General features: G+C 64.5%; 25 protein-coding genes. 20 read left to right on the top strand and 5 right to left on the bottom strand.

Going from position 1 to position 26,239, the window contains the following annotated elements:
* The first annotated feature begins 40 nt into the window (after positions 1-40).
* From FAZ97_RS24885 to FAZ97_RS24815, 15 genes are all read left to right on the top strand, one after another.
* Complete coding sequence (locus tag FAZ97_RS24885) at positions 41-766, top strand: 2OG-Fe(II) oxygenase (protein ID WP_199272187.1); 726 nt, start codon at positions 41-43, stop codon at positions 764-766.
* Positions 767-793: 27 nt separating this feature from the next.
* Positions 794-1,345 carry a methylated-DNA--[protein]-cysteine S-methyltransferase gene (locus FAZ97_RS24880; RefSeq protein ID WP_158761176.1) on the top strand — a complete coding sequence of 184 codons (552 nt, stop codon included), beginning with the start codon at positions 794-796 and terminating at the stop codon, positions 1,343-1,345.
* Between the two features lies 1 nt (position 1,346).
* A complete protein-coding gene (locus FAZ97_RS24875) occupies positions 1,347-2,075 on the top strand; it encodes a 2OG-Fe(II) oxygenase (RefSeq protein ID WP_158761175.1) in 729 nt (242 codons plus the stop codon).
* Between the two features lie 288 nt (positions 2,076-2,363).
* Positions 2,364-3,074 carry a DUF969 domain-containing protein gene (locus FAZ97_RS24870; RefSeq protein WP_158761174.1) on the top strand — a complete coding sequence of 237 codons (711 nt, stop codon included), beginning with the start codon at positions 2,364-2,366 and terminating at the stop codon, positions 3,072-3,074.
* Entirely contained in the window at positions 3,071-4,021 is a 951-nt protein-coding gene (locus tag FAZ97_RS24865; RefSeq protein ID WP_158761173.1) for a DUF979 domain-containing protein, read from the top strand. The genes FAZ97_RS24870 and FAZ97_RS24865 overlap by 4 nt, the downstream gene beginning before the upstream one ends.
* Before the next feature lie 10 nt (positions 4,022-4,031).
* Positions 4,032-5,042: a DUF2891 domain-containing protein gene (locus FAZ97_RS24860; protein WP_158761172.1), complete on the top strand. Its 1,011-nt coding sequence runs from the start codon at positions 4,032-4,034 to the stop codon at positions 5,040-5,042.
* Positions 5,043-5,227: 185 nt separating this feature from the next.
* Positions 5,228-5,668: a CBS domain-containing protein gene (locus FAZ97_RS24855; protein WP_158761171.1), complete on the top strand. Its 441-nt coding sequence runs from the start codon at positions 5,228-5,230 to the stop codon at positions 5,666-5,668.
* 229 nt (positions 5,669-5,897) lie between these two features.
* On the top strand, positions 5,898-7,463 hold the full coding sequence (locus FAZ97_RS24850) for a methyl-accepting chemotaxis protein (protein ID WP_158761170.1): 1,566 nt from the start codon (positions 5,898-5,900) through the stop codon (positions 7,461-7,463).
* A gap of 86 nt (positions 7,464-7,549) precedes the next feature.
* Positions 7,550-7,948 (top strand): VOC family protein, encoded by a 399-nt coding sequence (locus FAZ97_RS24845; RefSeq protein ID WP_158761169.1) that lies wholly within the window; start codon positions 7,550-7,552, stop codon positions 7,946-7,948.
* A gap of 170 nt (positions 7,949-8,118) precedes the next feature.
* Complete coding sequence (locus FAZ97_RS24840) at positions 8,119-8,370, top strand: hypothetical protein (RefSeq protein WP_158761168.1); 252 nt, start codon at positions 8,119-8,121, stop codon at positions 8,368-8,370.
* A 33-nt stretch (positions 8,371-8,403) separates the two neighbouring features.
* Entirely contained in the window at positions 8,404-8,850 is a 447-nt protein-coding gene (locus tag FAZ97_RS24835; RefSeq protein WP_158761167.1) for a lipocalin-like domain-containing protein, read from the top strand.
* A 258-nt stretch (positions 8,851-9,108) separates the two neighbouring features.
* Entirely contained in the window at positions 9,109-10,374 is a 1,266-nt protein-coding gene (locus tag FAZ97_RS24830) for an ABC transporter substrate-binding protein (RefSeq protein WP_158761166.1), read from the top strand.
* An 85-nt stretch (positions 10,375-10,459) separates the two neighbouring features.
* A complete protein-coding gene (locus FAZ97_RS24825; RefSeq protein WP_158761165.1) occupies positions 10,460-11,335 on the top strand; it encodes a branched-chain amino acid ABC transporter permease in 876 nt (291 codons plus the stop codon).
* A gap of 21 nt (positions 11,336-11,356) precedes the next feature.
* Complete coding sequence (locus FAZ97_RS24820; protein ID WP_158761164.1) at positions 11,357-12,283, top strand: branched-chain amino acid ABC transporter permease; 927 nt, start codon at positions 11,357-11,359, stop codon at positions 12,281-12,283.
* Entirely contained in the window at positions 12,280-13,800 is a 1,521-nt protein-coding gene (locus tag FAZ97_RS24815; RefSeq protein WP_158761163.1) for an ATP-binding cassette domain-containing protein, read from the top strand. Before FAZ97_RS24820 ends, FAZ97_RS24815 begins: the two co-directional genes overlap by 4 nt.
* A gap of 21 nt (positions 13,801-13,821) precedes the next feature.
* Here FAZ97_RS24815 and FAZ97_RS24810 read toward each other — a convergent pair whose 3' ends face one another.
* Together FAZ97_RS24810 and FAZ97_RS24805 are read right to left on the bottom strand one after the other, a co-directional pair.
* Positions 13,822-15,564, bottom strand: coding sequence for a Na/Pi cotransporter family protein (locus FAZ97_RS24810; protein ID WP_158761162.1), 1,743 nt, complete (start codon positions 15,562-15,564; stop codon positions 13,822-13,824).
* 39 nt (positions 15,565-15,603) lie between these two features.
* Positions 15,604-18,384 carry an HAD-IC family P-type ATPase gene (locus FAZ97_RS24805; protein ID WP_158761161.1) on the bottom strand — a complete coding sequence of 927 codons (2,781 nt, stop codon included), beginning with the start codon at positions 18,382-18,384 and terminating at the stop codon, positions 15,604-15,606.
* 150 nt (positions 18,385-18,534) lie between these two features.
* On the opposite strand from FAZ97_RS24805, the gene FAZ97_RS24800 reads away from it, so the two are divergent.
* From FAZ97_RS24800 to FAZ97_RS24790, 3 genes are all read left to right on the top strand, one after another.
* On the top strand, positions 18,535-19,443 hold the full coding sequence (locus FAZ97_RS24800) for a LysR substrate-binding domain-containing protein (RefSeq protein WP_158761160.1): 909 nt from the start codon (positions 18,535-18,537) through the stop codon (positions 19,441-19,443).
* A gap of 158 nt (positions 19,444-19,601) precedes the next feature.
* Positions 19,602-20,909 (top strand): MFS transporter, encoded by a 1,308-nt coding sequence (locus FAZ97_RS24795; RefSeq protein WP_158761159.1) that lies wholly within the window; start codon positions 19,602-19,604, stop codon positions 20,907-20,909.
* Between the two features lie 24 nt (positions 20,910-20,933).
* Positions 20,934-22,172 (top strand): metal-dependent hydrolase family protein, encoded by a 1,239-nt coding sequence (locus tag FAZ97_RS24790; RefSeq protein WP_158761158.1) that lies wholly within the window; start codon positions 20,934-20,936, stop codon positions 22,170-22,172.
* 94 nt (positions 22,173-22,266) lie between these two features.
* Here FAZ97_RS24790 and FAZ97_RS24785 read toward each other — a convergent pair whose 3' ends face one another.
* The 3 genes from FAZ97_RS24785 to FAZ97_RS24775 all read right to left on the bottom strand — a co-directional run bounded on the left by FAZ97_RS24785 (position 22,267) and on the right by FAZ97_RS24775 (position 24,133).
* Positions 22,267-22,551: a hypothetical protein gene (locus FAZ97_RS24785; RefSeq protein WP_158761157.1), complete on the bottom strand. Its 285-nt coding sequence runs from the start codon at positions 22,549-22,551 to the stop codon at positions 22,267-22,269.
* Between the two features lie 426 nt (positions 22,552-22,977).
* Positions 22,978-23,385, bottom strand: a complete 408-nt coding sequence (locus FAZ97_RS24780) for a VOC family protein (protein ID WP_199272186.1) — start codon at positions 23,383-23,385, stop codon at positions 22,978-22,980.
* Positions 23,386-23,566: 181 nt separating this feature from the next.
* Positions 23,567-24,133, bottom strand: coding sequence for a helix-turn-helix domain-containing protein (locus tag FAZ97_RS24775; RefSeq protein ID WP_158761156.1), 567 nt, complete (start codon positions 24,131-24,133; stop codon positions 23,567-23,569).
* Between the two features lie 171 nt (positions 24,134-24,304).
* On the opposite strand from FAZ97_RS24775, the gene FAZ97_RS24770 reads away from it, so the two are divergent.
* Together FAZ97_RS24770 and FAZ97_RS24765 are read left to right on the top strand one after the other, a co-directional pair.
* Positions 24,305-25,678 (top strand): LLM class flavin-dependent oxidoreductase, encoded by a 1,374-nt coding sequence (locus tag FAZ97_RS24770; RefSeq protein ID WP_158761155.1) that lies wholly within the window; start codon positions 24,305-24,307, stop codon positions 25,676-25,678.
* 53 nt (positions 25,679-25,731) lie between these two features.
* Positions 25,732-26,238, top strand: a complete 507-nt coding sequence (locus FAZ97_RS24765; RefSeq protein WP_158761154.1) for a flavin reductase — start codon at positions 25,732-25,734, stop codon at positions 26,236-26,238.
* The last annotated feature ends 1 nt before the right edge of the window (position 26,239 follow it).

The raw sequence follows: 26,239 nt of genomic DNA, 5'->3' as shown, positions 1-26,239 counted from the left end.
ATCGGCGAGAATGGCCGTCGCGAAAGGAGGGAAGGACGCGATGAAAACCGCAGCCGTCAGAGCGGCAAAGCCGGAATCCGGCACTTACGATTGGGTCGAGATCGAGCAGTCGCTCGATGCGCGTGGCTACGCCGTTTTGCCTCGTGTGCTCAAACCCGAGCAATGTGTGCAACTCGCCGCGCTGTACGTGAGGGACGATGGCTTCCGTTCGCGCATCGTCATGGCGCGTCACAATTTCGGGCGCGGGGAATACAAGTACTTCGCGTATCCGCTTCCGTCGCTGCTGCAGCGGTTACGGCATGCGATCTATCCGTACCTCGCGCCTATCGCCAATCGATGGAACGGGCAACTGGGGATCGACATGCAGTACCCAGCCGACCTCGACACGTTTCTCGATCAATGCCACCGCGCAGGGCAGACGCGCCCGACGCCGCTGATCCTCGAATACGGCCCGGGCGATTACAACTGCCTGCACCAGGACCTCTACGGCGAGCATGTATTTCCGCTGCAGATGGCGATGCTGCTCTCGCGGCCCGGCGTCGATTTCGAGGGCGGTGAGTTCGTGATGACGCAGAGCGCATCGAATGGTCAATGCGCCGAAGTGATTCCACTGCAGCAGGGCGACGCGGTGCTGTTCACCGTCAACCAGCGGCCCGCGGCGAACCGGCGCGGCGGTACGCGCAAGGTCGCCATGCGGCACGGCGTGAGCGTGGTGCGCAGTGGGAAGCGTCACACCGTCGGCCTGATTTTTCACGATTCACGCTAGCGCGTGCAGAACGCGAAGGACCGCATCATGCAATTGTTTCTGAGCCATATCGAGTCGCCGCTTGGCGATCTCATGCTGGTGAGCGATGCGCAGCACCGGCTGCACGCGCTCGAATTCTCCGATCACCGCTCGCGCCTGCAGCGTGGTTTGCGCGAACGTTACGGCAGCGCGGAATTGATCGATGCGCCCGCGCCATTTTCGATTGCCGACGCCATGGCACGTTATTTCGCCGGCGAATTGGGCGCACTCGATGCGCTTCCAGTCGTCATGGCAGGTTCGGACCTGGAAGAAAAGGTCTGGGCCGCGCTGTGTCGCATCCCGGCTGGCGCGACCACGAGCTACGGCAAGCTCGCGAAAGCGCTGGGATTCGAAGATCCGCGCGCGGCGATCGACATCGGCGCGGCGAATGGCGCGAATCCCATTGCTATCGTTGTACCGTGCCATCGCGTGATCGCCAGCAACGGCGAGCTGAAGGGCTACGCCTGGGGCGTGCATCGCAAGCGCTGGCTGCTCGAACACGAGAAGGCGATTGCCACAACGCGCGACGTCCCCCAGACGGCGATGCTCCCGGGGTTTTGACATGATCGACAAGCTGGATTGGCATGCGATCGCAGCGCAACTGGATAGCGAAGGTTATGCGGTACTGCCTCGACTCCTCGGCGCGGACGAAGCCCGCGTGCTCGCGCGCGGCGCCGGCACATCGCACGCATTGCGACGCGTGTCGCTGGATTCACTCGATCTCGGTCGCGGCGACCTGCTCTATCTCGACGATGCGCTTCCGCAGCCCTGGGCGCAATGGCGTACGGACTTCTATCGTCGGTTGGCGCCGCTCGCGAATCGCTGGAACGAGATGCTTGGCATGACTGATCGATTCCCGGCGGAGTTGAATGCGTTTCTGGAGCACAACCGGCGAGCGGGGCAAACGCAGACGCAATCGCATTTGAACCAGCTGGGCACCGACGACTATCTGGCGCTGCATCAACGCAGCGAAGGAGAGCATGTCTTTCCGCTGCAAGTGGTCGCCTTGCTCGCGGCGCCGGGGGAAGACTTCACGGGCGGCGAACTGGTGTTGACGGAGCAGCGTCCGCGCATGCAGTCGCGCCCAACGGTCGTTCCGCTCGGCCTTGGCGACGCGGCGATCATCGCCACGGCCCAGCGGCCATTCAAGGGCAGCAGCGGTTACTACCGTGTGAACCTCCGGCATGCCATCAGCCGGGTGCGCAGCGGCGAGCGCATCGGCGTCGAGTTGTCGTTCCACGACGCGGCGCAAGCGGCAAGCGATCAACACACGTTCGAGCTGGCTCCCTGACTCAATCCGCGCCGTCGTGCGCAGCTGTGCGCAGGCATCCAGTTTCATCGCGTGCAGATGCAACTAACTGCCTAGCCCGACCACCCCAGACCTGCGCCGCGCTGCGGCGGCATCGATCCGCCCCCACGTATTGCGCTTGGCCCAGGGACTTCCCCTAAAAAGACTTTATCGACTATTTATCGATAAATTGTCGTGATAGATTCCTGGGCTGAATTGGGTGCAACGGGGAAGCGCGCGCCCGTGCGCCGGCTCTGCGAGTCCGGTGCAAAGACATAAGGCGGAGGAGAGATGCTGGTTCTGATAGGGGTGCCGATCGTCGTGATCGGTTTCGCATTGCGCCTGAACGCGCTGCTCGTCGTGACCGCGGCAGGTATCGCAACAGGGCTCGCGGGCGGCCTGCATACGGTCGAGATCGTGAGCGCGTTCGGTAAGGCGTTCGCCGATAACCGCTACATGGGCCTCGTCTGGCTCACGCTGCCGGTGATCGCGCTACTCGAGCGCAATGGTCTGCGTGAGCAGGCAAAAAACCTCATTTCGCGCGTGCACGCCGCCACCACCGGCCGCGTGCTGATGCTCTACTTCGCGATCCGCCAGATCACGGCCGCGCTCGGTCTCACGTCGCTGGGCGGCCACGCGCAGATGGTGCGTCCGCTCATCGCGCCGATGGCCGAAGCCGCCGCCACGAAACGCTACGGCGACGTACCCGACGCCGTGCGCCAGCAGATCCGCGCCAACGCCTCGGCCGTGGACAACATCGCCGTGTTCTTCGGCGAAGACATCTTCATCGCGATCCAGTCGATCCTGCTCATCAAGGGGTTCCTCGAGCAGAACGGCATCATCGTTCAGCCGCTGCAGGTCTCGGTCTGGGCGATTCCCACCGCGTTCGCGGCGCTCCTCATTCACTGCGTACGCCTGAAGCTGCTCGATCACAATCTCTCGCGGCGCTTGGGCGCGGGCAACGCACAGGGCGCCGCAAGCCGCCAGGGAGCGGCATCGTGATCAAGCTCGAATCGCTCTATATCGTCGCGGGCCTGATGTTCGCGTCGTTCGCTCTCTTCAATCTGCTGGACCGCGCGAACCCGCGCCGGGTCGTCAACTTCGTGTTCTGGGGCGTCTATGCCGTGACGTTCCTGTTCGGCGGTGTGCTGCCGCATTTCGTGATGGGCTGTCTCGCCATCGCGCTCGCCTTGATCGCAGGTTCGGGCAAGCTGGGCCGCAGCCCGGCGGGCACCGACAATGCCGCGGCCCAGGCGCGCCGCGAGGAAGGTGCGCGGCGCTTCGGCAGCCGGCTCTTCATTCCGGCGCTGCTGATTCCCGTGGTCACGCTCGTTGGCACACTCACGCTTAAGTACGCGCCCTTCGTCGAGGCGAAGAACGTCACGCTCATCTCGCTCGTGATCGCGACGCTCGTGGCGTTCGGCGCGGCGCTCGTCATGCTGCGCGATTCGCCCGTGCAGGCGCTCAAGGGCGCGCGGCACACCATGGATGCCGTGGGCTGGGCCGCCATCCTGCCGCAGATGCTCGCGGCGCTCGGCGCGCTGTTCGCGGCGGCGGGCGTGGGCCACGTGGTGTCCGAACTCGTCACGAACTGGATTCCGCAAAACTCGGCGTTCGCGGTCGTGGCCGCCTACACTTTCGGCATGGCCCTCTTCACGATGATCATGGGCAACGCGTTTGCGGCCTTTCCGGTGATGACCGCGGGTATCGGCCTGCCGTTGATCGTGCATCAGTTCCACGGCAACCCCGCAATTCTCGGCGCGATCGGCATGCTCTCGGGCTTCTGCGGCACGCTCATGACGCCGATGGCCGCGAACTTCAACATCGTCCCTGCGGCGCTGCTCGAATTGAGCGACAAGAACGGCGTGATCAAGGCGCAATGGCCGACTGCCGTGCTGCTTCTCGTCGTCAACACGCTGCTGATGTACGCCTTCGTTTTCCGGTTCTGACGAGCTCACGATGACCACACACCTCACCGCCGCCCATGCCTCGAAGTTCGCCTCGCTCGCGCTTGCCCACCTCACGCGCGAGTATCCGAACAAGCTGACTCACTCGCTCGATGGCCCGCAGGACGTGCAGGGCCCGCGCGCGCTGCATCCGGTGTTTTATGGCAGCTACGACTGGCATTCGTGCGTGCACGGCTACTGGCTCGTGCTGCATCTGCTGGAGCGTTTTCCCGACTTGCCCGAGGCGCAGCAGATCGTCGCCGTGGTCGACGAGCACTTCACTGCGGAGAAGATGGCCGGCGAAATGGCCTACCTCACGCTCCCGCACAACCGCGGCTTCGAGCGGCCTTATGGCTGGGCGTGGCTACTCGCGCTCGCGGCGCAGGTCGACGCGCTGAAGCTGCCGCAGGCCGCGCGGTGGAAGACGGCGCTGGCGCCGCTCACGGAGTGGTTTGTCGAGCGCTTCGAAGAATTCCTGCCGAAGGCGACGTATCCGCTGCGCGTGGGCACGCACTTCAACACGGCGTTTGCGCTCACGCTTGCATACGACTTCGCGAAAGCCACGTCGCGCCCGGCGCTGACGACGCTGATCGAAGACACCGCCACGCGCTGGCACGCGAACGACGCGGGCTGCCAGGCATGGGAGCCGGGCGGCGACGAATTCCTCTCGCCCGCATTGAGCGTGGCCTTGCTGATGAGCCGCGTACTGCGCGCGCCGGATTTCGAGCCGTGGTTCACGCGCTTCCTGCCGAACCTCGCGGCGCAAGAACCCGCCACGCTGTTTACGCCGGCCACCGTGACTGACCGCAGCGACGGCAAGATCGCCCACCTCGACGGGCTCAACCTGAGCCGCGCGTGGTGCCAGCGCTCGCTCGCACGCGCACTGCCCGCCGGGGACGCACGCGTGGCCGTGCTCAACGATGCCGCGCAATTGCACCTGTCCACTGCGCTCGATCATGTGGCGGGCGACTATATGGGCGAACACTGGCTCGCCACCTTCGCGACGCTCGCCCTCGAAGCGTGACAAACGCATGAAACAGGTGGGGCGCACCGCTCGCGCGTGCGCCCCACGCCGCTTTCCAGACTGAAGATTTCCGCGCGCGCGGTCGATATAACTGGCTGAAGCCCCGAGCCGCCGCCGGAATCCGCAGTGCATCGCGCACTGCCTTGGCCGTCTCGGGACGTCGAACCCACTCAGGTCTGGAAGGTATGCAAGTAGAGAAATTCATGACGAGCCGTGTCGTCACCGTCGGTTTCGACGACACGCTCGCTACGGTGCGCGAGATCTTCGCGCAGGCGAGCTTTCATCATCTGCTCGTGATCGAAGAGGGCAAGCTGCAAGGCGTCGTCTCCGACCGCGACCTGCTGCGCGCAATCAGCCCGTTCATCGACAGCGTCGTTGAATCCGAGCGCGACCTCGGCACGCTCAAGAAACGCGTGCACCAGATCATGAGCCGCAAGCCGATTACGCTGCGGCCCGAGTCGAGCCTGTCCGAAGCGGTGGCCCTCTTTCTCGCCAACAAGATTTCGTGCATTCCCATCGTCGATGCCGAATTCCGGCCCGTGGGCATCGTGAGTTGGCGCGACGTGCTGCGCTATCTCGTGCCGATGGATGAGAGCGAGGCGAGCGTGGACGAAGAAAGCGCGTGATGCGCCTGGGTCCCACACATCGGCCCCCATTACGGACTATTGCTAACGGTCGTACTTCTTTGCGGCGAACCATAAAGTTCGCAACCTCTCCTGCCGTTGTTATGTACTGGACGCTTAAACAGCCTGAACGACCGGGCTGCACTGGGTAAGCGCGCCGGAACATTCGATGAAAAACGACTGGGAAACGCGTGGCCGCCAGTGCCGCGCACCCCAGGGAGAGAGACCAGGAATGCTTCACAAGCTGTCAATACGCGCCAGCCTGACCCTGATGATCGCCTTCTTCGGCGTCGTCCTGATCGGCGGGGCTGCCACAGGACTCCTGTCGATGCGAGCGGGCAACGAGTCGCTGCGCACGATGTACACCGTCGATACGCCGGCCGTAGCCGACCTCGAAGGCAGCGCCGGCCAGTTGCTGCGTCTGCGCCTCGCGCTCGCCACCAACGCCTCGCTTTCCGAACTCGGCGACCACGACGCCGCCGACGCGGTGCTCAAGCGCTTCGACCAGTACCTGAAGAACTCGAACGAGCGTCTGGACCACTATCTGTCGATTGCGAGCGGCGAAGGCGAGGCGCAGGACCTGATCGCCGACATGCAGGCCAAGCGCAACAGCTTCCTGCACGACGGCGTCGATCCGGCGCTGGCGGCGCTCAAGGCCGGCGACAAGACCGCGTTCCAGGAATTGCAGGGCCACAAGCTGCCGACGCTCTACAGCAACTACGAAAAGGCGATGCTCGTGCTGGAGAAGCGCCAGATCGACCTCGGCGCGCAGCGCTACCAGGAAGCGCAGGACCGCTTCAATGCGGTGAGCATCGCTGTGGCCGTGGGCATGCTGCTCTCGTTGCTGTGCGCATGGATTGGCCGCGCCGCGCTCATGCGCGCGATCGTGCATCCCGTCGACGCCGCGATCGCGCAGTTCCAGCGCATCGCCGCCGGCGATCTGAGCGGAACGGTCGAGGCGACGAGCAACAACGAAATGGGCCGCCTGCAGGCCGCCTTGCGCCAGATGCAGGATGCGCTCATCAAGACGGTCAGCAGCGTGCGCGAAGGCGCGCAGTCGATCGACAAGGGTGTGAGCGAGATTGCCGCGGGCAACACGGATCTTTCGCAGCGCACCGAGGAGCAGGCCGCCTCGCTCGAGCAAACGGCCGCCAGCATCGAGGAACTGACCTCCACCGTCAAGCAGACCGCCGAAAACGCACGCCAGGCCAGCACGCTCGCCGAGGGCGCGTCCGGTCTCGCCGCGCAAGGCGGTGCGCTGTCGCGCGAAGTGGTCGGCACGATGCAGGACATCGTGGGCGACTCGCGGCGCGTGGGCGAGATCGTCGGCGTGATCGAGGCCATTGCGTTCCAGACCAACATTCTCGCGCTCAACGCGGCCGTGGAAGCGGCGCGCGCGGGCGAGGAAGGGCGCGGCTTCGCGGTGGTGGCGAGCGAAGTGCGCTCGCTCGCGCAGCGCAGCGCGGCGGCGGCCAAGGAGATCAAGGAGCTGATCGAATCGTCGACATCGCGCGTGGAAACCGGCGCGGGCCTCGTCGAGCGCTCGGGCTCGACGATGAGCGAGATTGTCGAAGCGATTGCGCGCGTGAGTGCGATCATGAACGAGATCGCATCGGCGGCGGCGGAGCAGAGCACGGGCATCGATCAGGTCAACGTCGCCGTGGGACAGATGGACCTCGTGACCCAGCAGAACGCGGCACTCGTTGAGCAGGCAACGGCTGCGGCATCGTCGCTCGAAAACGAAGCGCACCGGCTGAACGCCGCGGTATCGGTGTTCCGCACCGGTCGCGCAGGCTAACACGCACAAACACGCACAAACGCGCACGCTGCATGGTGTGATTCGCCGGTATAGTCGTGCCTTGACGACTGCGGACCCCGGACACCATGCAGCTTCTCGATCACGTTTCGATCGGCGTTCCCGATCTCGATGCCGCGCGCCCCTTTTACGATGCGATCATGAACGCGCTGGGCGCGGTCAAGGTCTACGACCGCCCTGGCGCACTCGGCTACGGCGAGCGTTGCGACGCCGCCGAAACGCAATCGTCGTATCTTTCCGTCTATCTGGATGCCGGCACCATCGGGCCGAACAAGTGCCACTGGTGCTTCAAGGCCGCTTCGCGCGCGCAGGTCGATGCATTCCATGCGGCCGGTTGCGCGACGGGTGGCCGCCCGGACGGCGAGCCGGGCTTGCGGCCACACTATCACGCCGACTATTACGCCGCCTTTCTTGTCGATCCGGCTGGCAACCGCGTGGAGGCGGTGTGCCATTTGCCGCCCGCTTGACGTTTCGTAACGCGCCCGGCGCGCAAATCCACTGCCATCAAAACTTCGCAATCCTTCTCGATGCAGGGTTGAGCCAGCGCGAGGCGAGGCCGCATTGCGGTTGCCAAATGCCCTTCCAGGCGCCGATCATCTACGGAGCGGCGTAAATACGATTCGTGGGAGAAGGGCAAATGTCAGGCACGGGAAAATACTGGTTTCGAGCCAAACGCTATGGCTGGGGGTGGGGACTTCCGCTCACCTGGCAGGGTTGGGCAGCGCTAGCCCTGTATGTGCTGTCGATCTGTTTGATCGCTGTTTTTTTCGAACCGCACGGGCATGCGTTCGAATTCGCGGGGCTCGTCATACTCGCCACGCTCGCGCTTTGCGCCGTGTGCTGGCTCAAGGGCGAGCCGCCTCGCTGGCGGTGGGGCAAGGAGCGCTAACGCGCTGCCCACATTGTGCTGAAGGGGAAAACCATGGCACGAGCACGGCAAACTGGCAGCCCCGCGCTGCTGGGCACATGGAAGCTGCAAGCTTTTACGACCGAAGACCTGGCCACCGGAGAAAAGACCGAGTTGTTCGGCTCACATCCAGGCGGCTATCTCAACTACAGCGCCGACCAGCGTATGTACGCGATTGTGGTCGAGGCGAACCGCAACGCGCCCGCCGACCTCGTGCCAACCGACGCCGAGCGCATCGCGCTTTTCAACGGCTTGTGCGCCTATGCGGGGACGTGGAGCGTCGAGGGCGACCTGGTGAGTCATCACGTCGACACTTCGTGGAATGAATCATGGACGGGGACGATTCAGTTGCGCCGTTTCCGAATCGACGGCAAGAACCTGTACATCGCGACGCTGCCCGCCCGCAACCCGGTGACGGGCAAGGAATGCATTTCCGAGCTGGCGTGGGTGAAGGTCGAATAGACCGCGCGTTCAACTGTCGTAAACGTGAAGACAGCAATCGGCGTCGCGAGGCATGCGCGAGGTGCTGCGCGTAGCGTCCGCAGCCGCGCGGGGAAGCGCATTTTCTTGCCGCTTCGCACCATGAAAGCTGCACGTTACCTGTCATCGTTTGTACCGATTGAGCGCGCAAAGGCTGGTGATACTGTTGTGGGCGCATTCTTCAAAGCTGCAATGCAGCGGGCAGATGTTCCTCAACGATCCTGGCGAATCGGAGATGCAATGTCCAATAACGGCGTGTGGCGAAACCTTCATCGCGTAGCGGCGACGGGTATGGTGGCAGCAGGGCTCGGCCTCGCGGCCGGCGCGCATGCCGCGGGGGACCCGATCAAGATCGGCGTGATCAGTGAGGAGTCCGCAGTGGCGGGCGCCTCGATCAGCAAGGCAGCGCAACTCGCCGCGGACGAAATCAATGCGAGCGGCGGCGTGGATGGCCGCCCGATCCAGATCGTCGCGTATGACGATCATTCGTCGGCCTCGGACGGCGTGCGCGCATTCCAGCGCGCGGCGACCCAGGATAAGGTGGTCGCCGTGATCGGCAGCTATATCAGCGAAGTGGCGCTCGCCATGGAGCCGTGGTCGGCGCGGCTGAAAATGCCCTTTATTACGCCAGGCGCCGCGAGCAACGATATTTCGAAGCACGTTCACGACGACTACGACAACTACAAGTACACGTTCCACGGCTGGATGACGTCGGCGTTCATTGCGCAGTCGATCTGCGACTTCTCGCACGATATTCTCGTCGGCCAGTTCAAGATGAAGTCGACGGTCGTGATGAGCGAGGACGCGGCGTGGACCAAGCCGCTCGACGAGCGCTTCATGGAATGTCTGCCCAAGGCCGGTCTCCAGGTGCTCGATCATATCCGCTTCAATCCGGATACTTCGGACTTCACACCAATCTTTAACCAGATCGAGGCCAAGCACCCCGATACGATCACCACGGGCATCAGCCATGTGGGCGTGCAGCCAACGGTGCAATGGCACGACCAGCAGGTGCCGATCCCGATGTCGGGTCAAAGCTCGCAGGCCACGACCACGAGCTTCTGGAAGGACACGAACGGCGCGACCGAAGGGGTGATTACGGCTTCCGCCGCGGCGCCGGGCGTGGCAATCACGCCGAAGACGGTGCCTTTCGCGGATGCGTATCAGAAGAAGTTCGGCGTATCGCCTGCGTATTGCGGCTTCTCGACGTATGACCTCGTCTACATCATTGCGGATGCGATCAAGCGCAACAAGGGCTCGACCGACCCGGACCAGATGGTGGCCGCGCTCGAGAAAACCGACTACGTCGGCACGATCGGGCGTTGGCAGTTCTACGGCAAGAACGACCAGTTCACGCACGCGCTCAAATACGGCCCGGGCTATATCACCGGCATCAACCTGCAGTGGCAGGACGGCAAGCAGATCGCGATCTGGCCGAAGTCCGTTGCGAACGGCAAGGTCAAGTTCCCGACTTTCATCAAGATCCAGCAGGCCAGCGCGAACTAGCTTCGTAGTGCGTCGCGCGGCGCGGCCCAGGCGTCGGGCCGCGCCGCGCATCCAGCGACACGCCAACCCACCTGAAAGGCCGGTCATGCTGCTCTTGCAGATTCTCATCGACGGCTTTGCCATCAGCTCGCTCTACGCGCTCGGCGCCATCGGCTTTACGCTGATATTCGGCGTCTCCGGCATATTGAATCTCGCGCACGGCGGCGTGATGCTCGTCGCGGCGCTGATGGGCTGGATGCTGGCGGGAGAAGCCGGCCTCGGCACCTACCTCGGCACGCTGCTCGGCGTGGTCGCCGGGCTCATCGCGGCCTACATCACCTACCTGATGGTGGTGCGGCCCATTCAGCGCTCCGCCGCCATTCCGAACGAAGAGAAGGAAATCTTCGTGCTCACCGGCACGCTGCTGTGGGGCATCATGATCCAGCAGGGCATGGCGTGGCTCTTCACCGACAACCCGGTGACGATGCGCCCGCTCATTAGCGGCGTGGCGATGATCGGCAGCGTGCGGGTGCCGTTCAACGAGATCATGATCGCCGTGGTCTGCTGGGCGGCGATCGGCCTGTTATGGCTGTTCGTGAACCGCACGCGCGCGGGCAAGGCGCTGCTCGCGGCCTCGATGAATCCACGCGGCCTCACGCTGCTCGGCTTCGAACTCTCGCGCATCTATCTGCTCGCGTGGACGATCTACGGCGTGCTGGCCGGCATTGCAGGCGTGCTGCTCGCGTCGTTCCTCGGCGTGAGCACGAACAACGCCGGGCAGCTCACGGCCAGCGCGTTTTCCATCGTCGTGCTGGGCGGTCTGGGCAGTGTTTCCGGGTCGTTGATGGCCGCGTATGTCGTGGGCTATCTGGAGACCGTCACCGCGTATCTCGTGGCGCCGACGCTGCGGCCGCTGCCCGCGCTGCTGCTGCTGGTGCTCGTCGTGTATGTTCGGCCCCAGGGTTTCCTGGGCCGCCGCTAACCGAACGCAGGGAGCCTCGACATGTCCGGTCTTCTTCGTTCGCGTGGGGTATGGGTGGCCGTGTTGCTCGCCGTCGCGGCGGCCACGCTGCCGTGGTGGATGTCGGGCTATATCCTCGGCGTGCTCACGGTCGCGTTTTACTTCGGCGTGTTCGCGATGTCGTGGGACCTGCTGTTCGGCTTTGCCGGCGAGGTCAATTTCGGCCCCACGTTCCTGATTGGACTCGGCGCGTATTCCGCGGCGATCATCGACGCTCATTGGGGTCTGCCCATCCCCGTTTGCGTGATCGCAGGCGGCCTCGTCGCGCTGGTGGGCGGGCTGCTGCTCGCGGTGCCCGCGCTGCGGCTGCGCGGTCCGTACTTCGGTCTCGTCACGCTCGTGGCGGTGCTGCTGCTGCAGAACGCCATTGTGATCTTCGCGGGCGTGACGGGCGGCGAGATCGGCATGATGGTGCCCGACGTGATGTCCGTCGACGCCAACCACAACTACTGGATCGCGCTGGCGTTTCTGGTGGTGTGCGCGATCCTGTTGTTCGGCCTCTCGCGCTCGGCGATCGGCCTCATCTTGCAGGCAAGCGGCCAGGACGCCACCGGCGCGCAGGCGCTGGGCTTCAACGTCACGCGGCACAAGCTCGTGGCCTTTTGCATCAGCGCGGTCTTTTCGGGCGTGGCGGGCGCGATGCTGGTGTTCTATCAAGGCACCGCTTCCGTGAGCACGGTGGTGGATTTGAGCGTCGGCGTGCAGATCATCATCGCGGCGGTGCTCGGCGGCCGGCGCACGATACTCGGCGCGGTGCTCGGATCGATCTTCCTGATCGTGGCCGGCGAGTTCCTGCGCCCGCTCGGGCAGCTCAACACATTCGTCGTCGCGGCCGTTGCGCTCGCGGCGCTGCTGTTCTTTCCGGACGGCCTGCTCGGCAACCTGTTGCGTGCGAGGGAACGCCAATGAACGACACGCCGCTGCTCTCCGTACGCGGGTTGACCAAGCGCTTCGGCGGTCTTGTCGCGGTAAAGGACATTGGCTTCGATATCCAGCCCGGCGAGATACTGGGCCTGATCGGCCCCAACGGCTCCGGCAAGTCGACCGTGATGAAGCTCATCATGGGCATCGAGCGGCCCAACGCGGGCTCGGTCAAGGTGAACGGCGTGGAGATGGCCGGCTGGGCGCCGCACCGCATCGCGCGCGCGGGCGTGGGCATCGTGTTCCAGCATTCGCGGCCGCTGCATCGGCAAACGGTGCTGGAGCACATCAAGCTCGCGCTGCTTCCCGATTCGCTGGTGAAGCTCGCGGCAGAACCGCACGTGCATCAGCGCGCGAAGGAAATTGCCGCGCGCGTGGGTCTTGCCGCCGTCATGCACCGGCATCCGGCGACGCTGCCATTTGCCGATCTGCGCCGCATGGAGATGGCGAAAGCGATTGCGCGCGATCCGAAGGTCGTGCTCGTCGATGAGCCATTCGCAGGACTAACGGTTGCGGAATCGGAGGCATTCTCCGAGCTGATACGCGGCTTTCGCGCCGAGGGCCGCGCGGTGCTGCTGGTCGACCACAATGTGAAGAGCCTCGCCGCGCTCGCCGACCGCGTGCTCGCCATGTACCTGGGCGAACACGTCGCCGAAGGCACGGCCGAAGAAGTGATGCAAAACGAAACGGTGCGCCGCGTGTATCTGGGCGGCAAGCTCGAATTGCGTCAGCGGGCGAGCGTTGCGGGCGAGGCGAAGCGCTCCATCCTCGAGGTCTCGGACGTGCGCGTGCTGTACGGCAAGGCATGCGCGCTCGACGGCGTGAGCCTCCATGTTCGCGAGGGCGAGTTCGTCTCGGTGGTCGGCCTCAACGGCGCGGGCAAGACCACGCTCTTCAACGCGCTCTCGGGCCTTCTGCCGTACAAGGGGACGATCCGCTTCGACGGGCGCGACCTGAAGGGCATGAGCGGGGCGGCTGTGTCGCGCGCAGGCCTCGTGCAATGCCCGGAAACGCGCGAGCTGTTCGGCGACATGACGGTGCGCGAGAATCTCGAACTCGGCGGCTATCATCTTTCGGACGACGTGCGCAAAAAGCAGCTTGGCTGGCTCTTCGACCTCTTTCCCATTCTCAAGTCGCGCCAGGGCCAAACCGCGCGCACGCTCTCGGGCGGCGAGCAGCAAATGCTGGCCATTGCGCGTGCGCTCATGCCGCAGCCCAAACTGCTGATTCTCGACGAGCCGACGCTCGGGCTCGCGCCCGTGATCCTCGAACAGTTGTCGAAGGCGCTCGATGCGCTGCAACAGTCCACGCCCATCACCGTATTGTTAGGCGAGCAGAACGTTCGCTTCGCGCTGCCGCACGCGGACCGCGTGTATGTGCTGGAGCATGCGCGCATCATCTGGGAGGGCAGCGCTTCGCGTTTCGAAACGGAGATGGGCCGCGGTTTTCTCGAAGCCGTGCCCACGAGCGATCCTCATGCACTGACCTCGGGCGCTACGCGGTAACCCCCACGCATCGCGCCGTCTTCACGCCTGAGTTTCAACCTCCGCTTCGGGCACGGCCTCGGCGCTCTGAGGCTCGACTACCTTCACATCGTGCAGCCACCGTGTGGCCTTGGCGATGGCGCGGGACAACCGCGCCACTTCGTTGAGCTGCTCGATCACGTCGTTGGCGAAGCGGAAAATGAACGCCGCGCCCTCGTCGCGCAACTGCAGCGCGGACATGATGCGTTGCCGCGCCGAGTCGGACAGTGCTTCGATTTCCGGCTTGGCGTTGACGATGCGCGTCACGACGTCCGCCTCGGGGTGGGCGATCATCTGCACGGCCAGCGTGAAATGCTCGATGACGGACCGGCCGAATTGCAGCAGCTCGGCGTTGGTCGCCAACGCGCTCACGTCTGCGCTTTGCGCGGCGCGCCTTTGGCTCAGCGCGAGCATGCTCGTCGTGGCTACTTCGCGGATGGCGTCGAGGCACGTCGCAATGCGCGCGAGATCCACCAGCTGGCGGCCCTCGTCGTCGCTCTGCACAGCGTCGGAGAGCTTGCCGATATAGGTGAGAATCGCAGTGGCAAGCGAATCTGCCGCCTTGTCCTCGGTTGCCACAGTGGAAAGCGCCTGCGAGGAGCTTTCGACCAGGAGTTCGGCGCTTTGCTTGACCAGAAGCTGCACGAGCTTGCCGAGCGAAGCCAGTTCGAGTTGCACACGGGCAATCGCGAGCGCCGGCATTTCAACCAGCGTTTCATCGAGGTAACGCGGCACGCCGGGGTCCTGCCAAGCTTCGCGGCGCGCGGGGGCGAGGCGCTCGGCGAGCTTCGCAATGGGCCCGGTGAACCAGAGCAGCACGAAGGTGCTGAACACACTGAACACCGTGTGCGCGTTGGCCGCCTGACGCGGCGTTTCCGCCGCGAGGCGCGCAGCGCCGCTCAGTTCGGGCGCGGAGGGCGAGATCATGCGGATGAAATCGGCGAACTGTGGAATCGCAAAGGCGAAGAACAGCACGCCAAGCACGTTGAAGAGCAGGTGAACGATACCGACTTGTGCCGCCTCCGCCGACTTGCCGATCGAGGCGAGCAACGCGGTGCCGCAGGTGCCTACGTTGGCGCCGAGTATCAGTGCAATGCCTGATTCGAGCGGAATCAGCCCCTGGCTGCCGAGCGCGATGACGATGGCGAGCGTGGCCGCGGAGCTTTGCACGATGGCCGTGAACACCGCGCCGATCACGATGCCGACGAGCGGACTGCGCATGTTTTGCATCGCGTCGATGAACGGCTGGTAATCGCGCAAGGGCCGCGTGGCGTTGCCCATCATCTCGATGCCGAGGAACAGCAAGCCGAGGCCGAGCAGCGCGCCACCTATCTCGCGCAGCGTATCGCGTTTCGCAAAGCCGTAGAGCAGGAAGCCGCCGGCGAGCATGAACGGCACGAGCGCGGAGATATTGAACGCAATGATCTGCGCGGTGAGCGTCGAGCCGATGTTGGCGCCCATGATCATTGGAATGGACTGCCGCAGCGTCATGAGCCGCGCGGAAACGAAGCCCACCAGCAGCACCGTGGTGATGGTCGACGAATTGAGCAGCGCCGTAATGCCCGCGCCTGCAAGCACGCCGCGAAAGCGGTTGGCGGTGAGCGAGCCCAGCAGCGATTGCAGGCGCGCGCCGGCAAGCGTCTTGAGCGCCCCCGTCATGAGGTCCAGCCCGAACAGGAACAGGGCCAGGCCGCCAACCAGCAGACCAATCACCTCGACCAGATTCAGATGTGCACCAGGCAGCATGGCAATGAGCCCTCGCTCTCGAGTCGGGACGAAACGATTCTACGCATCATGGTACTGCCTTGTGGCCGCGCCGCGCGGTGGCGGGCTCACGGAGCGCTTGAGCGACGGTATCGAGCGAATGACGAGCTTCTCGATCTCCACCACGAGGAAGAACAGGATCGCGCCCGCCACGAGCCAGAGCCAGGCCGGCAGCGGCAGGGACTCGGTTTCGAAGATGGCATGAAACGGCAGCGTGTAGGTGAACAGGATCTGCAGCACGGCGACCGCGCCAATGCCGTACCAGAGATACGCATTGCCCATGTGCGCGCGCACCGATAGCGCCGAGTTGATCAGCGAGCGGCTGTTGAGCAGATAGAAGACCTGTCCCATCGTAATGGCGTTGACAGCGGCCGTGCGCGCCATGAAGTCCGACGCGCCTTGCGACTTCATCCAGAAGAATGCCGCGAGCGTGTAGAGCACGAGCGCGGCACCGACAAAGAGAATGCGCCACACGCCGAACGGTGTGACGATAGGCCGGTCGATCGAACGCGGCGGGCGCTGCATCACGTCGTCCTCGTGCGGCTCGAAGGAAATGACGAGGCCGAGCGCGACGGAGGTGACCATGTTCACCCACAGCACCTGCGGCGCGGTGATCGGCAGCGTGAAGCCGAACAGGATCGCGATGGCGATCACCGCGCCCTGGGCGATATTCGTTGGCAGCATGAAGAGCATAGCCTTTTCGATGTTGTTGTAGACCGTGCGCCCTTCCTTCACCGCCGCGGAGATCGAGGCGAAATTGTCGTCGGCGAGGATCATGCCCGCCGCTTCCTTCGTCACCTCCGTGCCCTTGATGCCCATGGCCACGCCGATATCGGCCTTCTTGAGCGCGGGTGCGTCGTTGACGCCGTCGCCCGTCATGGCGACCACCTGGCGGTTGGCCTGGATCGCCTTCACGAGCCGCAGCTTGTGCTCGGGGCTCGCGCGCGCGAACACATCCACGTCGCGCACGCATTCCTGCAGCGCCGCGTCGTTCATCGCCTCGATCTCGGTGCCGGCCACGGCTGTCTTGCCGTCGCCGATGCCGAGCATGCCCGCGATCGCGGCGGCCGTGACCTTGTGATCGCCCGTGATCATCGTCACGCGGATGCCGCCGCCGTGGCATTCGCGCACGGCGTCGATCGCCTCCTTGCGCGGCGGGTCCATGAGGCCCACGAGGCCGAGCAGCACGAGCGTCTTCGGCAGGTCCTGCGGGCCGAGGTTGCCCACTTCGAGGCCGGGGTCGGGCAGCCATGCCAACGCCAGCACGCGTTCACCCTGCGAGGCGAGCCGTTCGCCTTCACGCGCGAAGCGCTCGCGGTCGAGCGGTGCGGGGCCGCTGGCCGTTTGCTGGCGGTCGCAGTTCTCGATGATCACTTCCGGCGCGCCCTTCACGAGCAGCATCTCGCCTTGCGCCGACCGGTTCAGCGTGGCCATGAACTTGTGCTCGGACTCGAACGGAATGCCGTCGATGCGCGGCGCCGCGGCCGCTTCCGCACTGCGATCCATGCCGAGCTTGCCGGCGAACGGATAGAGCGCGCCCTCGGTCGGGTCGCCTTCCACTTTCCATTTGCCGTCTTCCTCGAAGAGCCCGGCGTCGTTACACAGGATCGATACGCGGCCCATGAGCGTGAGGACTTCCGGCGGCGCGGCGCCGAGCGCCTTGCCGCCTGCGCGGACTTCGCCTTCGGGGGCATAGCCGTCGCCGGTCACTTCGTAGGGCGCGTCCGCCGTCACGACCGACGTCACCATCATCTCCATGAGGGTGAGCGTGCCGGTTTTATCCGAGCAGATGCGCGAGACGGAGCCAAGCGTCTCCACGGCGGGCAGGCGGCGGATGATGGCGTTGCGCTTCGCCATGCGCTGCACGCCAATCGCGAGCGTGATGGTGATGAGCGCGGGCAGGCCCTCGGGGATCACCGACACCGCAATGCCCACCACCGCCTGGAACAACTGGATGAAGGTCATGTGGCCGAGCCAGTGGCCCCATGCGAAGAGCAGCACGCTGAGGATGCCGATGGCGATCGTGATGACGTATCCAAACTTCTTGATCTGGCGAAGGAGCGGCGTTTCCAGCGCGCTGACCTCGGCGAGCATCTGATTGATGCGGCCAAGTTCCGTCTGGCTGCCCGTAGCGACGACGATGCCGGTCGCACGGCCCGAGAGGACCATCGTGCCGGAGAACGCCATGTTTTCGCGGTCGCCGACCGTAGCCTGGGCCGGCACCGCGCCAGTGTTCTTTTCGGCAGGCACCGATTCGCCCGTGAGCGCGGCCTCTTCGGTGCGAAGGTTCCTCGCTTCGACGAGGCGAATGTCCGCGGGGATCTTGTCGCCCGATTCCAGCAACACGATGTCGCCGGGCACGACCTCGTCGGCGGGGATCAGGCGCACTTCGCCCGCGCGCAGCACGCGCGCTTCAGCGGAAAGCATGTTGCGAATCGAGTCGAGCGCTTTCTCGGCGCGCCCTTCCTGCAGGAAACCGAGCATCGAATTGAGGATGACCACCGCGAAGATGATCGAGGCGTCGAGCCACAGGCTCAGCATCAGCTTGATGAAGCCGGCCGCGAGCAGCACGTAGATGAGCACGTTGTTGAACTGTGCGAGGAACCGCACGAGTGGGCCGCTTTTCTTCCCCTGGGGCAGCACGTTCGGCCCATACGTACCGAGGCGCTTTGCGGCGTCCGCCCCATCGAGCCCTTGCGACGGATTCACGCCCAGTTGGCGCTCGATCTCATCGGAAGGCATGGCGTGCCACTGCGCCGCGCCTGCGCTTGCGCCTTTTGCCGCACTCTCGGCAGAACTCATCTTCGCCCCCTGGTTGCACAGAGAATCAACGCAATAGTAAGTTTTTTTCGCGGCAGGCACGCGCAACCTGGTGCGCGCAACTTCTGGTTGAGCCAGCCGGTGCGGGATGTATGGCAACATCTTCCTGCCACGACCCGCCCGAGTCATTCCATGCGCATCACGCCTCTGCCTCCGCTGCCCTGCCTCGTCGCGTTCGAAGCCGCCGTGCGCCACGCCAGCTTCACGCGCGCGGCCGCCGAACTGCACCTCACGCAAAGCGCGATCAGCCGCCAGATCCAGCAGCTCGAAGAATTTCTCGGCCGCTCGTTGTTCGTGCGCGAGCACCGTTCGCTGCGGCTCACGATCGCGGGCGAGCAATATGCGGCCCAGGTGCACCGGCTCCTCACGCAATGCGCCGAAGCCACCTTCGACGTGATGAAGCACTACGGCGAGCTCGAACTGACGATTGCCTGCTCGTCGGGTGTGGCGGTGCTGTGGCTCACGCCGCGCCTGCCGGCATTTCGCGAGGCGTATCCCAACATCAAGCTGCGCCTGATCGTGCGCGACGGGCTCGCCTCGATGTCGCCCGCGGAGTTCGACGTAGGCGTGTATTACGTGCGCCAGCAGGCGCCCGCGCATTTCACCGCGCGCCGCCTCTTCAACGAAGAGGTGTTTCCCGTTTGCTCGCCGGGCTATCTCGCGGGCCGCACGCTTGCGCCAGCCGACCTCGCGAACGAAATGCTGCTGCTCCTCGAAGACGGCCAGCGCCAATGGATGTCGTGGGCCGAATGGTTCGACATGAACGGCGTGGCGATGCCGAAAACACCGCAGGGCATGACGATCAATCACTATCCGCAGCTCGTGCAACTGGCCATCCTCGGCCAGGGCGTGGCGCTCGGCTGGCGCTACATGATCGACGCGTGCATTGAAGGCGGCTTGCTCGTGCGCGTAGGCGAGAGTTCGGCCAGCCACGGCGGGGGCTATTACGTGATCTCGCCCAACGACCGCGCGCAGAACCAGGCGGCGCGTTTGTTTGCGCGCTGGCTGTTCGAGCAGGCGCAGGCGCAGACGGCGATGTAAGCCGCGTTCAGGCACCTCGCATGCGCCAGGCGCATGCATGCATGCGAATCTTTCGTTTCAGAAATTAATCGGGCTGTCATTAGCATGAGGGGCATGTTGGGGCTCCGGGCGCGTAGCGGTTGGCGCGCAGCTACGATTAATCTGACAAGGAAGAGACCATGCAAGGAACGCTTTCACCTCGCGTCGCGCATGACGCCGTCACGACAACCACGCAGCAGCGCCGCCGCGCGATCATCGCGACGGTATTGGGCAACGGCCTCGAGTGGTTCGACTTCACGGTGTACAGCTTCTTCGCTGTCATCATCGCGAAGCTGTTCTTTCCGACTGGCAACGAGCTGACCTCGGTGCTGCTCACGGTGGCGACCTTCGGCGTGGGCTTTTTCATGCGGCCTGTGGGCGGCATCGTGCTCGGCATTTACGCCGACAAGGTGGGCCGCAAGGCAGCGCTCTCACTCACGATCTTGCTGATGGCGTTCGGCACCGCGCTCATCGGACTTGCGCCGACCTACGAGCAAGCCGGCATCGCCGCGCCTCTGCTGATCGTGCTTGCGCGGCTGCTGCAGGGATTCTCCGCAGGCGGCGAGATGGGCGGGGCCACGGCGTTTCTCACCGAGTACGCGCCGCCGGGCAAGCGTGCCTACTATTCGAGCTGGATCCAGTCGAGCATCGGCTTTGCCGTGCTGCTGGGCGCGGCGACGGGCACCTTCGTGACCTCGTCGCTCGACGCGCAATCGCTGCATAGCTGGGGCTGGCGCCTGCCGTTCCTGATCGGCATTCTCGTGGGGCCGGTGGGTTACTACATCCGCAGCCATATCGACGAAACGCCCGCATTCAGCGCCGTGGAAGCGCAGGCGAAAGACAATTCACCGCTCAAGGAAGTGTTCGAACGCTACCCGCGCGAGACCTTCGCGAGCTTTTCCATGGTCATTCTCTGGACGGTCTGCACCTACGTGCTGCTGTTCTACATGCCGACCTATTCGGTACGCACGCTGCATCTGCCGCAGTCGACGGGCTTTGCCGCGGGCATGGTGGGCGGCCTGATGATCATGTGCTGCTCGCCGCTTGTGGGCAAGCTGGCGGATGCGTGGGGCCGGCGCGTGTTCCTGAGCGGTGCCGCATTCCTGATTCTCGTGCTGGCATGGCCCATGTTCACGTGGATCAACCACGCGCCGGGCTTCGCTTCGCTCATCGTGTTTCAGGCCGTGTTCGGCGTTCTGATCGCTGCCTACACCGGGCCGATTCTCGCAGCCTTCTCGGAACTGTTCCCGACCAAGGTGCTCTCGACCGGCCTTTCGGTGGCCTACAACTTCGCGGTCACGATCTTCGGCGGCTTCGCGCCGTTCCTGATCACGTGGCTCATCGCCCGCACGGGCAGCAACATGGCGCCCGCGCTCTATGTGATCGTCGCGGCCGCGATCAGCCTGGTCGGCACCTTCTTCGTGAAGGACATGCGGCGCGCGCACTGAACGACTCTATAAGGAATACAGACTATGGCCATCACTGTTCTTAAAGGCGGCAATGTACTCGATCTCGAACGCGGCGTGCTGCTCGAACATCACCACGTGGTGATCGAAGACGAGCGCATCGTGGAAGTGACCGATCGCCCCATCGATCTACCGAATGCAAACGTGGTGAATGTGCGCGGCAAGACGGTCATGCCGGGCTTTATCGACTGTCACGTGCACGTGCTCGCCTCGAACGCGAATCTCGGCGCGAACGCCATGCAGCCCAATATTCTTGCGGCCATCCGCTCGCTGCCCATTCTCGACGCCATGCTCTCGCGCGGCTTCACGAGCGTGCGCGATGCCGGCGGCGCGGACTGGAGCCTGATGCAGGCGGTGGAAACAGGTCTCGTGCGCGGGCCGCGCATTTTCCCTTCGGGCAAGGCGCTTTCGCAAACGGGCGGTCACGGCGATTTCCGTCCACGCGGCGACTTGCTCGAACCGTGCTCGTGCTGCTTCCGCACGGGCGCGATTGCGCGCGTGGTGGATGGCGTGGATGCCGTGCGCCTCGCCGTGCGCGAGGAGATCCAGAAGGGCGCCACGCAGATCAAGATCATGGCGTCGGGCGGCGTGGCATCGCCTACGGACCCCATCAACAATACGCAGTACTCCGAAGATGAAATTCGCGCCATTGTGGCGGAAGCCGAAGCGGCGAATACGTATGTGATGGCGCATGCGTACACGGGACGTGCGATTGCACGTGCCGTGCGCTGCGGCGTGCGCACGATCGAGCACGGCAATCTCGTGGACGAAGCGGCAGCGCAGGTGATGCATGAGTTCGGCGCTTTCGTGGTGCCGACGCTCGTTACCTACGACGCGCTGGCCACACATGGCGCGCAGTTCGGAATGCCGCCGGATTCGGTGGCGAAGGTGGCTTCCGTGCAGCAGAAGGGGCGCGAATCGCTGGAGATCTACGCGAAGGCCGGCGTGCAGATGGGCTTCGGCTCCGACCTGCTCGGCGAGATGCACGCGTTCCAGACCGGCGAGTTCCGCATTCGCGCGGAGGTGCTCGGCAATCTGGAGGCGCTGCGCTCGGCTACGAGCGTGGCGGCGGAGATCGTGAACATGAAGGGCGAACTGGGCGTGATCGCGTCGGGCGCCATTGCCGATGTGGTGGTGCTCGACGGGAATCCGCTCGACGACATTGGCGTGGTGGCCGGTGAGGGCGAGCGAATCGACTATGTGCTGCAGCGAGGGAAGATTGTGAAGGCGCGGGTGGAGGGGTGATGCCGCGCCAGGCATGATTCACGTTGTCGCGAAAGCGGGTCGATCTGACTCATAGTCCACACACCTGTCCAAAGCGCTGATGGCCGAGGCGGCGTCAGTTGCAGCCGTGGCTGTTCGCGCTCCGGTAACAGGTGGTCCCGCCAGGGCCGTGAACCACGCCTTTGCCATTCATCGTCATCGCTTCGCCGCCGCGATTGGTCTGGGTGGTTCGCCCCCCATTCTGATTCGTCTGGGAGGTCCAGGCCGTGCCGGTGTTCCGGTTATAGCCGCCCGCGGCCTGCCCGTTGCCGCATACGGTTTGACCTCGGGAGTTCGTCGCGCACTCGGCAAATGCGTTTGAGGTCACGACCAGGCACTCCAGTATCACCAAATCCTTCATGACTGTCTCCTGAGGGGCGCGCCAGACGACGATCTGCGCGTCCCGATTCAATCCTTATCAGGGTGACAGCCCCATCCGCTGCAAGCCGCCGTCTATCAGTCTGGGCGCTTTAGCGTCGCACACGCCAATGCGAAAAAGCGCTACTCGTGAGTGTATGTAGCCGGTTCGCGCGACCTTGGACGGCTCGAATTCGCACGTGATCAACCGGCCATGTGCGTTCCTCGGGTCACAGTGCGGCCATTGCGGCAATGGCCGCCGGTGGGAGGGCGTCGGCTTCTTCGGACAGCCGAGCCAGCAACGGCGCGAGTTGAGGCGAAGCCAACCTGTTCGTGCAAGTCGCCTTTGGCAACGGCTGGAACGAGTCGCGATTGTATAGTATGACGAAATATTAGAGAATGAACCGTTCCAGCTTTTCAATTACGCTATTCAGTTGTCAAACGTCCCGCGAAATTCAGGTGCGGCGTCCACGCGAGTATTCATCTCGAACATCACGCCGCCCGGCGCGCGGCAGAAGAATCGCGACCCGCGGCCATTGTTGAAGATGCCGGTCTCCATATGGACGCCCTCTGCCGCGAAGCGCTCATACAGGTCGCGCACGGCGTCGAGGCTCGGCAATTCGAAGCCCACATGGAAGTTCTCGGGCCACGCCGGCGCGTCGCCGCTTGCGTGGTCGATCACCACGTCGTAGCCGGGGCGTTTGAGGATAAACGACCGGTCCCACGTGCCCGCTACGGTGAATCCCAGATGGCGTTCGAAGAAGGCCGCCGTTGCGGCAGTATCGGAAGAGGGGAAGCTCAGGTGATTGAGCTTCATGGCTTGAATCGCGTCATTCATCGTCGGTCTCTCATGGTGTGGCGGCGGCCCTGTGCCGTTATCGCCTGAGGACTTCAGAATATAAGCAAATGCTCACATTCGGCTACTCGCATTGGGCGTGCGCGCGCCATGCTCGCAAAACCCCCACGCCATGGCCGAATCAACGATGAAAGCGAGCAGCCGAAGCGCCGCGTACTCGCATTCAGCGGCGGACGAGCGCCACTGCGTAGACGCACGGGCCGTTGCCCGGATTGAAGAACGTGCAGGCGGCAGGCGGCCCGAGCTGCAGGCAGTCGCCCGCTTCGAGCGTATGAACCTGCTCGCCTTCCTCGAATACGAGCGTGCCGCTGCGCACCCAGATCTGCTGATGCTGGAACGTAAACGCCGATGCTGGATACGCAACACGAACCCCGCCCGGCAACTCGATTTCCACGAGTTCGAGCATGCCGCCGTTGCGCGGCGAGACGGCTCGGCGCGTATAGCCGGTTTCGGGGTCTTGCCAGATCTGCTGATCGGCGGCGCGGCTCAAACGCTCGCCCGTTTGCTCGGCGAGCGCGAGCAGCATGGAGAGCTGCAGGCCGAATGCGCCCGAAAGCCGGCCGAGCACGGTCGCCGTGGGGCTCGCCTCGCCGCGCTCGATCTTGCTGATCATCGCCTTGGACACGCCCGAGCGCTCGGCCATGTCCGCGAGCGACCAGCCGCGCGATTCGCGCTCGATGCGCACGCGCGTGGAGATAGCAGAGGTGGGATCGGTGAGCGGTCGATTCATGTCTGGAAAGTCGGCGTCGGGCGCAAGCGAGACGATTATACGGGGCCAGTCGCGACGTGTTGCCTGGCAGATCGAACGGCATTCGAGTTAACCCGGATTAATTCCGGGTTTCATTAGTATCCGTTCGTCTACTATAGTAGATGGCATCGAGTGCGCCGAAAAGGAGCCGACATGCCGCGTGAAATCCGTCTGAACGCTTTCGACATGAACTGCGTGGGCCACATTCAGCAAGGCTTGTGGACGCATCCACGCGACCAGTCGAGCCGCTATACGGAGCTGCAATACTGGACCGACTACGCGAAAAAGCTCGAGCAGGGCCTTTTCGACGGCATTTTCTTCGCGGATGTCGTGGGCGTGTACGACGTCTACGGCGGCAACGCGGACGCCGCGCTGCGCGGCGCGGTGCAGGTGCCGGTGAACGATCCCACGCTCGTGATTCCGGCGATGGCCGCGGTTACGCAGCATCTGGGCTTTGGCGTGACGGCCAATCTCACCTACGAGCAGCCGTTTCTGTTCGCGCGGCGCATGTCCACGCTCGACCATCTCACGGGTGGGCGCATCGGCTGGAACATCGTGACGGGCTATCTCGACAGCGCGGCTCGCGCGATCGGCATGGATGGCCAGAACGCCCACGACGACCGCTACGATCTGGCCGACGAATACATGTCGCTCGTGTACAAGCTCTGGGAAGGCAGTTGGGACGACGATGCCGTTGTCAATGACCGTGCCGGCGGCATTTACGCGGACCCAGCGCGCGTGCGCATGATTCATCATCGCGGGCCGCAGTACAAGGTGGATGCGATGCACCTGTGCGCGCCGTCGCCGCAGCGCACGCCCGTGCTGTACCAGGCGGGATCGTCCACGCGCGGCCGGCGTTTTGCCGCGACGCACGCCGAGTGCGTGTTCATCAACGGTCAGAAGATGGAAGGCGTGAAGGAGATTGTCGGGGACATCCGGCGCCAGGCCATGCAACTCGGGCGCGCGGCCGACGACGTGAAGGTTTTTCTTGGCGCAACGCTGATCGTCGGGCGCACGGATAGCGAAGCACGCGAGAAGTTCGAAGAGTACCGGCGCTACGCGAGTTCCGAAGCGGCGCTCGCGCACGCGGCGGCGTCGCTTGGCATCGACTTCGCGCGCTACGATCTCGACGAGCCGATCGACACCGGCAAGAGCCAGGCGATCGTGTCCAACGTCGACGCCATGACGCGCAGCGCCGGGCCGCAATGGACGCGCCGCAAGCTGCTCGAACAGATGGTGCTCGGCAGCCGCCAGGCGCCATGGGTGGGTTCGGCGCAGCACCTCGCGGATACGTTGATCGAATGGAGCGAAACGGCTGGCGTGGATGGTTTCAATCTCTCGCGCACGGTGGTGCCGGAGTGCTTCGACGACGTTGTCGAACTGCTGGTGCCGGAACTGCAAACCCGCGGCGCGTACAAACGCGCGTATCGTGAGGGCACCTTGCGCGAAAAACTCTCCGGCGGCGCGCGCCTGCCGGCATCGCACACGGCGGCACGGTATCGCGGCGCGCACGCAAACGACGCATGAGCTTCAGGCACTGAATTCCCGCTACGAGGAGACCGCGGCAAGCGGGCAAGAATATGGTAGACAAATCCCTCTTTCGCGACGCCATGGCCGGTCTTGGGGCCGCCGTGAACATCGTCACCACCGACGGCGACGCCGGGCGCGCGGGCTGCACGGCGTCCGCGGTGTGCGGCGTGACGGACGAGCCGCCCACGCTGCTCGTCTGCATCAATCGCACGAGCCGCAACAACGCGATCCTGCGCGAGAACGGCCGGCTTTGCGTGAACGTGCTGGCGGCCGACCAGCGCGAGGTGGCTACGCGCTTCGCCACGAAAGACATCGACATGGACGAACGGTTCGCGCTCGCCGACTGGTATCGCCTCGAAACGGGCGCGCCGGCGTTGCGCGGCGCGGTGAGTTCGTTCGATTGCCACATCACGCGCACGACCGAGGTCGGCACGCACACGGTGTTCTTCTGCGAGATCAAGGCGGCGCGCATGGTGGGCGGGCGTGACGGGCTGATCTGGTTCGGCCGCGCGTTTCATCGCGTGCTCGCGCAGGTGCACGCGGCCGCGGCGGTCTGAG

The sequence above is a fragment of the Paraburkholderia acidiphila genome (genome assembly GCF_009789655.1).
Classification (GTDB): domain Bacteria; phylum Pseudomonadota; class Gammaproteobacteria; order Burkholderiales; family Burkholderiaceae; genus Paraburkholderia; species Paraburkholderia acidiphila.
The sequence above is the reverse complement of the archived record's forward strand: the minus strand, read 5'-3'. Positions and strand labels throughout refer to the sequence as shown.

Bases quoted from the DNA above. Each gene is read 5' to 3' on its own strand.
- FAZ97_RS24770 (WP_158761155.1), top strand. From the start codon at position 24,305: ATGCCGCGTGAAATCCGTCTGAACGCTTTCGACATGAACTGCGTGGGC.
- FAZ97_RS24775 (WP_158761156.1), bottom strand. From the start codon at position 24,133: ATGAATCGACCGCTCACCGATCCCACCTCTGCTATCTCCACGCGCGTG.
- FAZ97_RS24870 (WP_158761174.1), top strand. From the start codon at position 2,364: ATGCTGGTTCTGATAGGGGTGCCGATCGTCGTGATCGGTTTCGCATTG.
- FAZ97_RS24850 (WP_158761170.1), top strand. From the start codon at position 5,898: ATGCTTCACAAGCTGTCAATACGCGCCAGCCTGACCCTGATGATCGCC.
- FAZ97_RS24805 (WP_158761161.1), bottom strand. From the start codon at position 18,384: ATGAGTTCTGCCGAGAGTGCGGCAAAAGGCGCAAGCGCAGGCGCGGCG.
- FAZ97_RS24785 (WP_158761157.1), bottom strand. From the start codon at position 22,551: ATGAAGGATTTGGTGATACTGGAGTGCCTGGTCGTGACCTCAAACGCA.
- FAZ97_RS24845 (WP_158761169.1), top strand. From the start codon at position 7,550: ATGCAGCTTCTCGATCACGTTTCGATCGGCGTTCCCGATCTCGATGCC.
- FAZ97_RS24875 (WP_158761175.1), top strand. From the start codon at position 1,347: ATGATCGACAAGCTGGATTGGCATGCGATCGCAGCGCAACTGGATAGC.
- FAZ97_RS24835 (WP_158761167.1), top strand. From the start codon at position 8,404: ATGGCACGAGCACGGCAAACTGGCAGCCCCGCGCTGCTGGGCACATGG.
- FAZ97_RS24830 (WP_158761166.1), top strand. From the start codon at position 9,109: ATGTCCAATAACGGCGTGTGGCGAAACCTTCATCGCGTAGCGGCGACG.
- FAZ97_RS24885 (WP_199272187.1), top strand. From the start codon at position 41: ATGAAAACCGCAGCCGTCAGAGCGGCAAAGCCGGAATCCGGCACTTAC.
- FAZ97_RS24840 (WP_158761168.1), top strand. From the start codon at position 8,119: ATGTCAGGCACGGGAAAATACTGGTTTCGAGCCAAACGCTATGGCTGG.
- FAZ97_RS24800 (WP_158761160.1), top strand. From the start codon at position 18,535: ATGCGCATCACGCCTCTGCCTCCGCTGCCCTGCCTCGTCGCGTTCGAA.
- FAZ97_RS24825 (WP_158761165.1), top strand. From the start codon at position 10,460: ATGCTGCTCTTGCAGATTCTCATCGACGGCTTTGCCATCAGCTCGCTC.
- FAZ97_RS24855 (WP_158761171.1), top strand. From the start codon at position 5,228: ATGCAAGTAGAGAAATTCATGACGAGCCGTGTCGTCACCGTCGGTTTC.
- FAZ97_RS24780 (WP_199272186.1), bottom strand. From the start codon at position 23,385: ATGAATGACGCGATTCAAGCCATGAAGCTCAATCACCTGAGCTTCCCC.
- FAZ97_RS24815 (WP_158761163.1), top strand. From the start codon at position 12,280: ATGAACGACACGCCGCTGCTCTCCGTACGCGGGTTGACCAAGCGCTTC.
- FAZ97_RS24790 (WP_158761158.1), top strand. From the start codon at position 20,934: ATGGCCATCACTGTTCTTAAAGGCGGCAATGTACTCGATCTCGAACGC.
- FAZ97_RS24820 (WP_158761164.1), top strand. From the start codon at position 11,357: ATGTCCGGTCTTCTTCGTTCGCGTGGGGTATGGGTGGCCGTGTTGCTC.
- FAZ97_RS24880 (WP_158761176.1), top strand. From the start codon at position 794: ATGCAATTGTTTCTGAGCCATATCGAGTCGCCGCTTGGCGATCTCATG.
- FAZ97_RS24765 (WP_158761154.1), top strand. From the start codon at position 25,732: ATGGTAGACAAATCCCTCTTTCGCGACGCCATGGCCGGTCTTGGGGCC.
- FAZ97_RS24810 (WP_158761162.1), bottom strand. From the start codon at position 15,564: ATGCTGCCTGGTGCACATCTGAATCTGGTCGAGGTGATTGGTCTGCTG.
- FAZ97_RS24860 (WP_158761172.1), top strand. From the start codon at position 4,032: ATGACCACACACCTCACCGCCGCCCATGCCTCGAAGTTCGCCTCGCTC.
- FAZ97_RS24795 (WP_158761159.1), top strand. From the start codon at position 19,602: ATGCAAGGAACGCTTTCACCTCGCGTCGCGCATGACGCCGTCACGACA.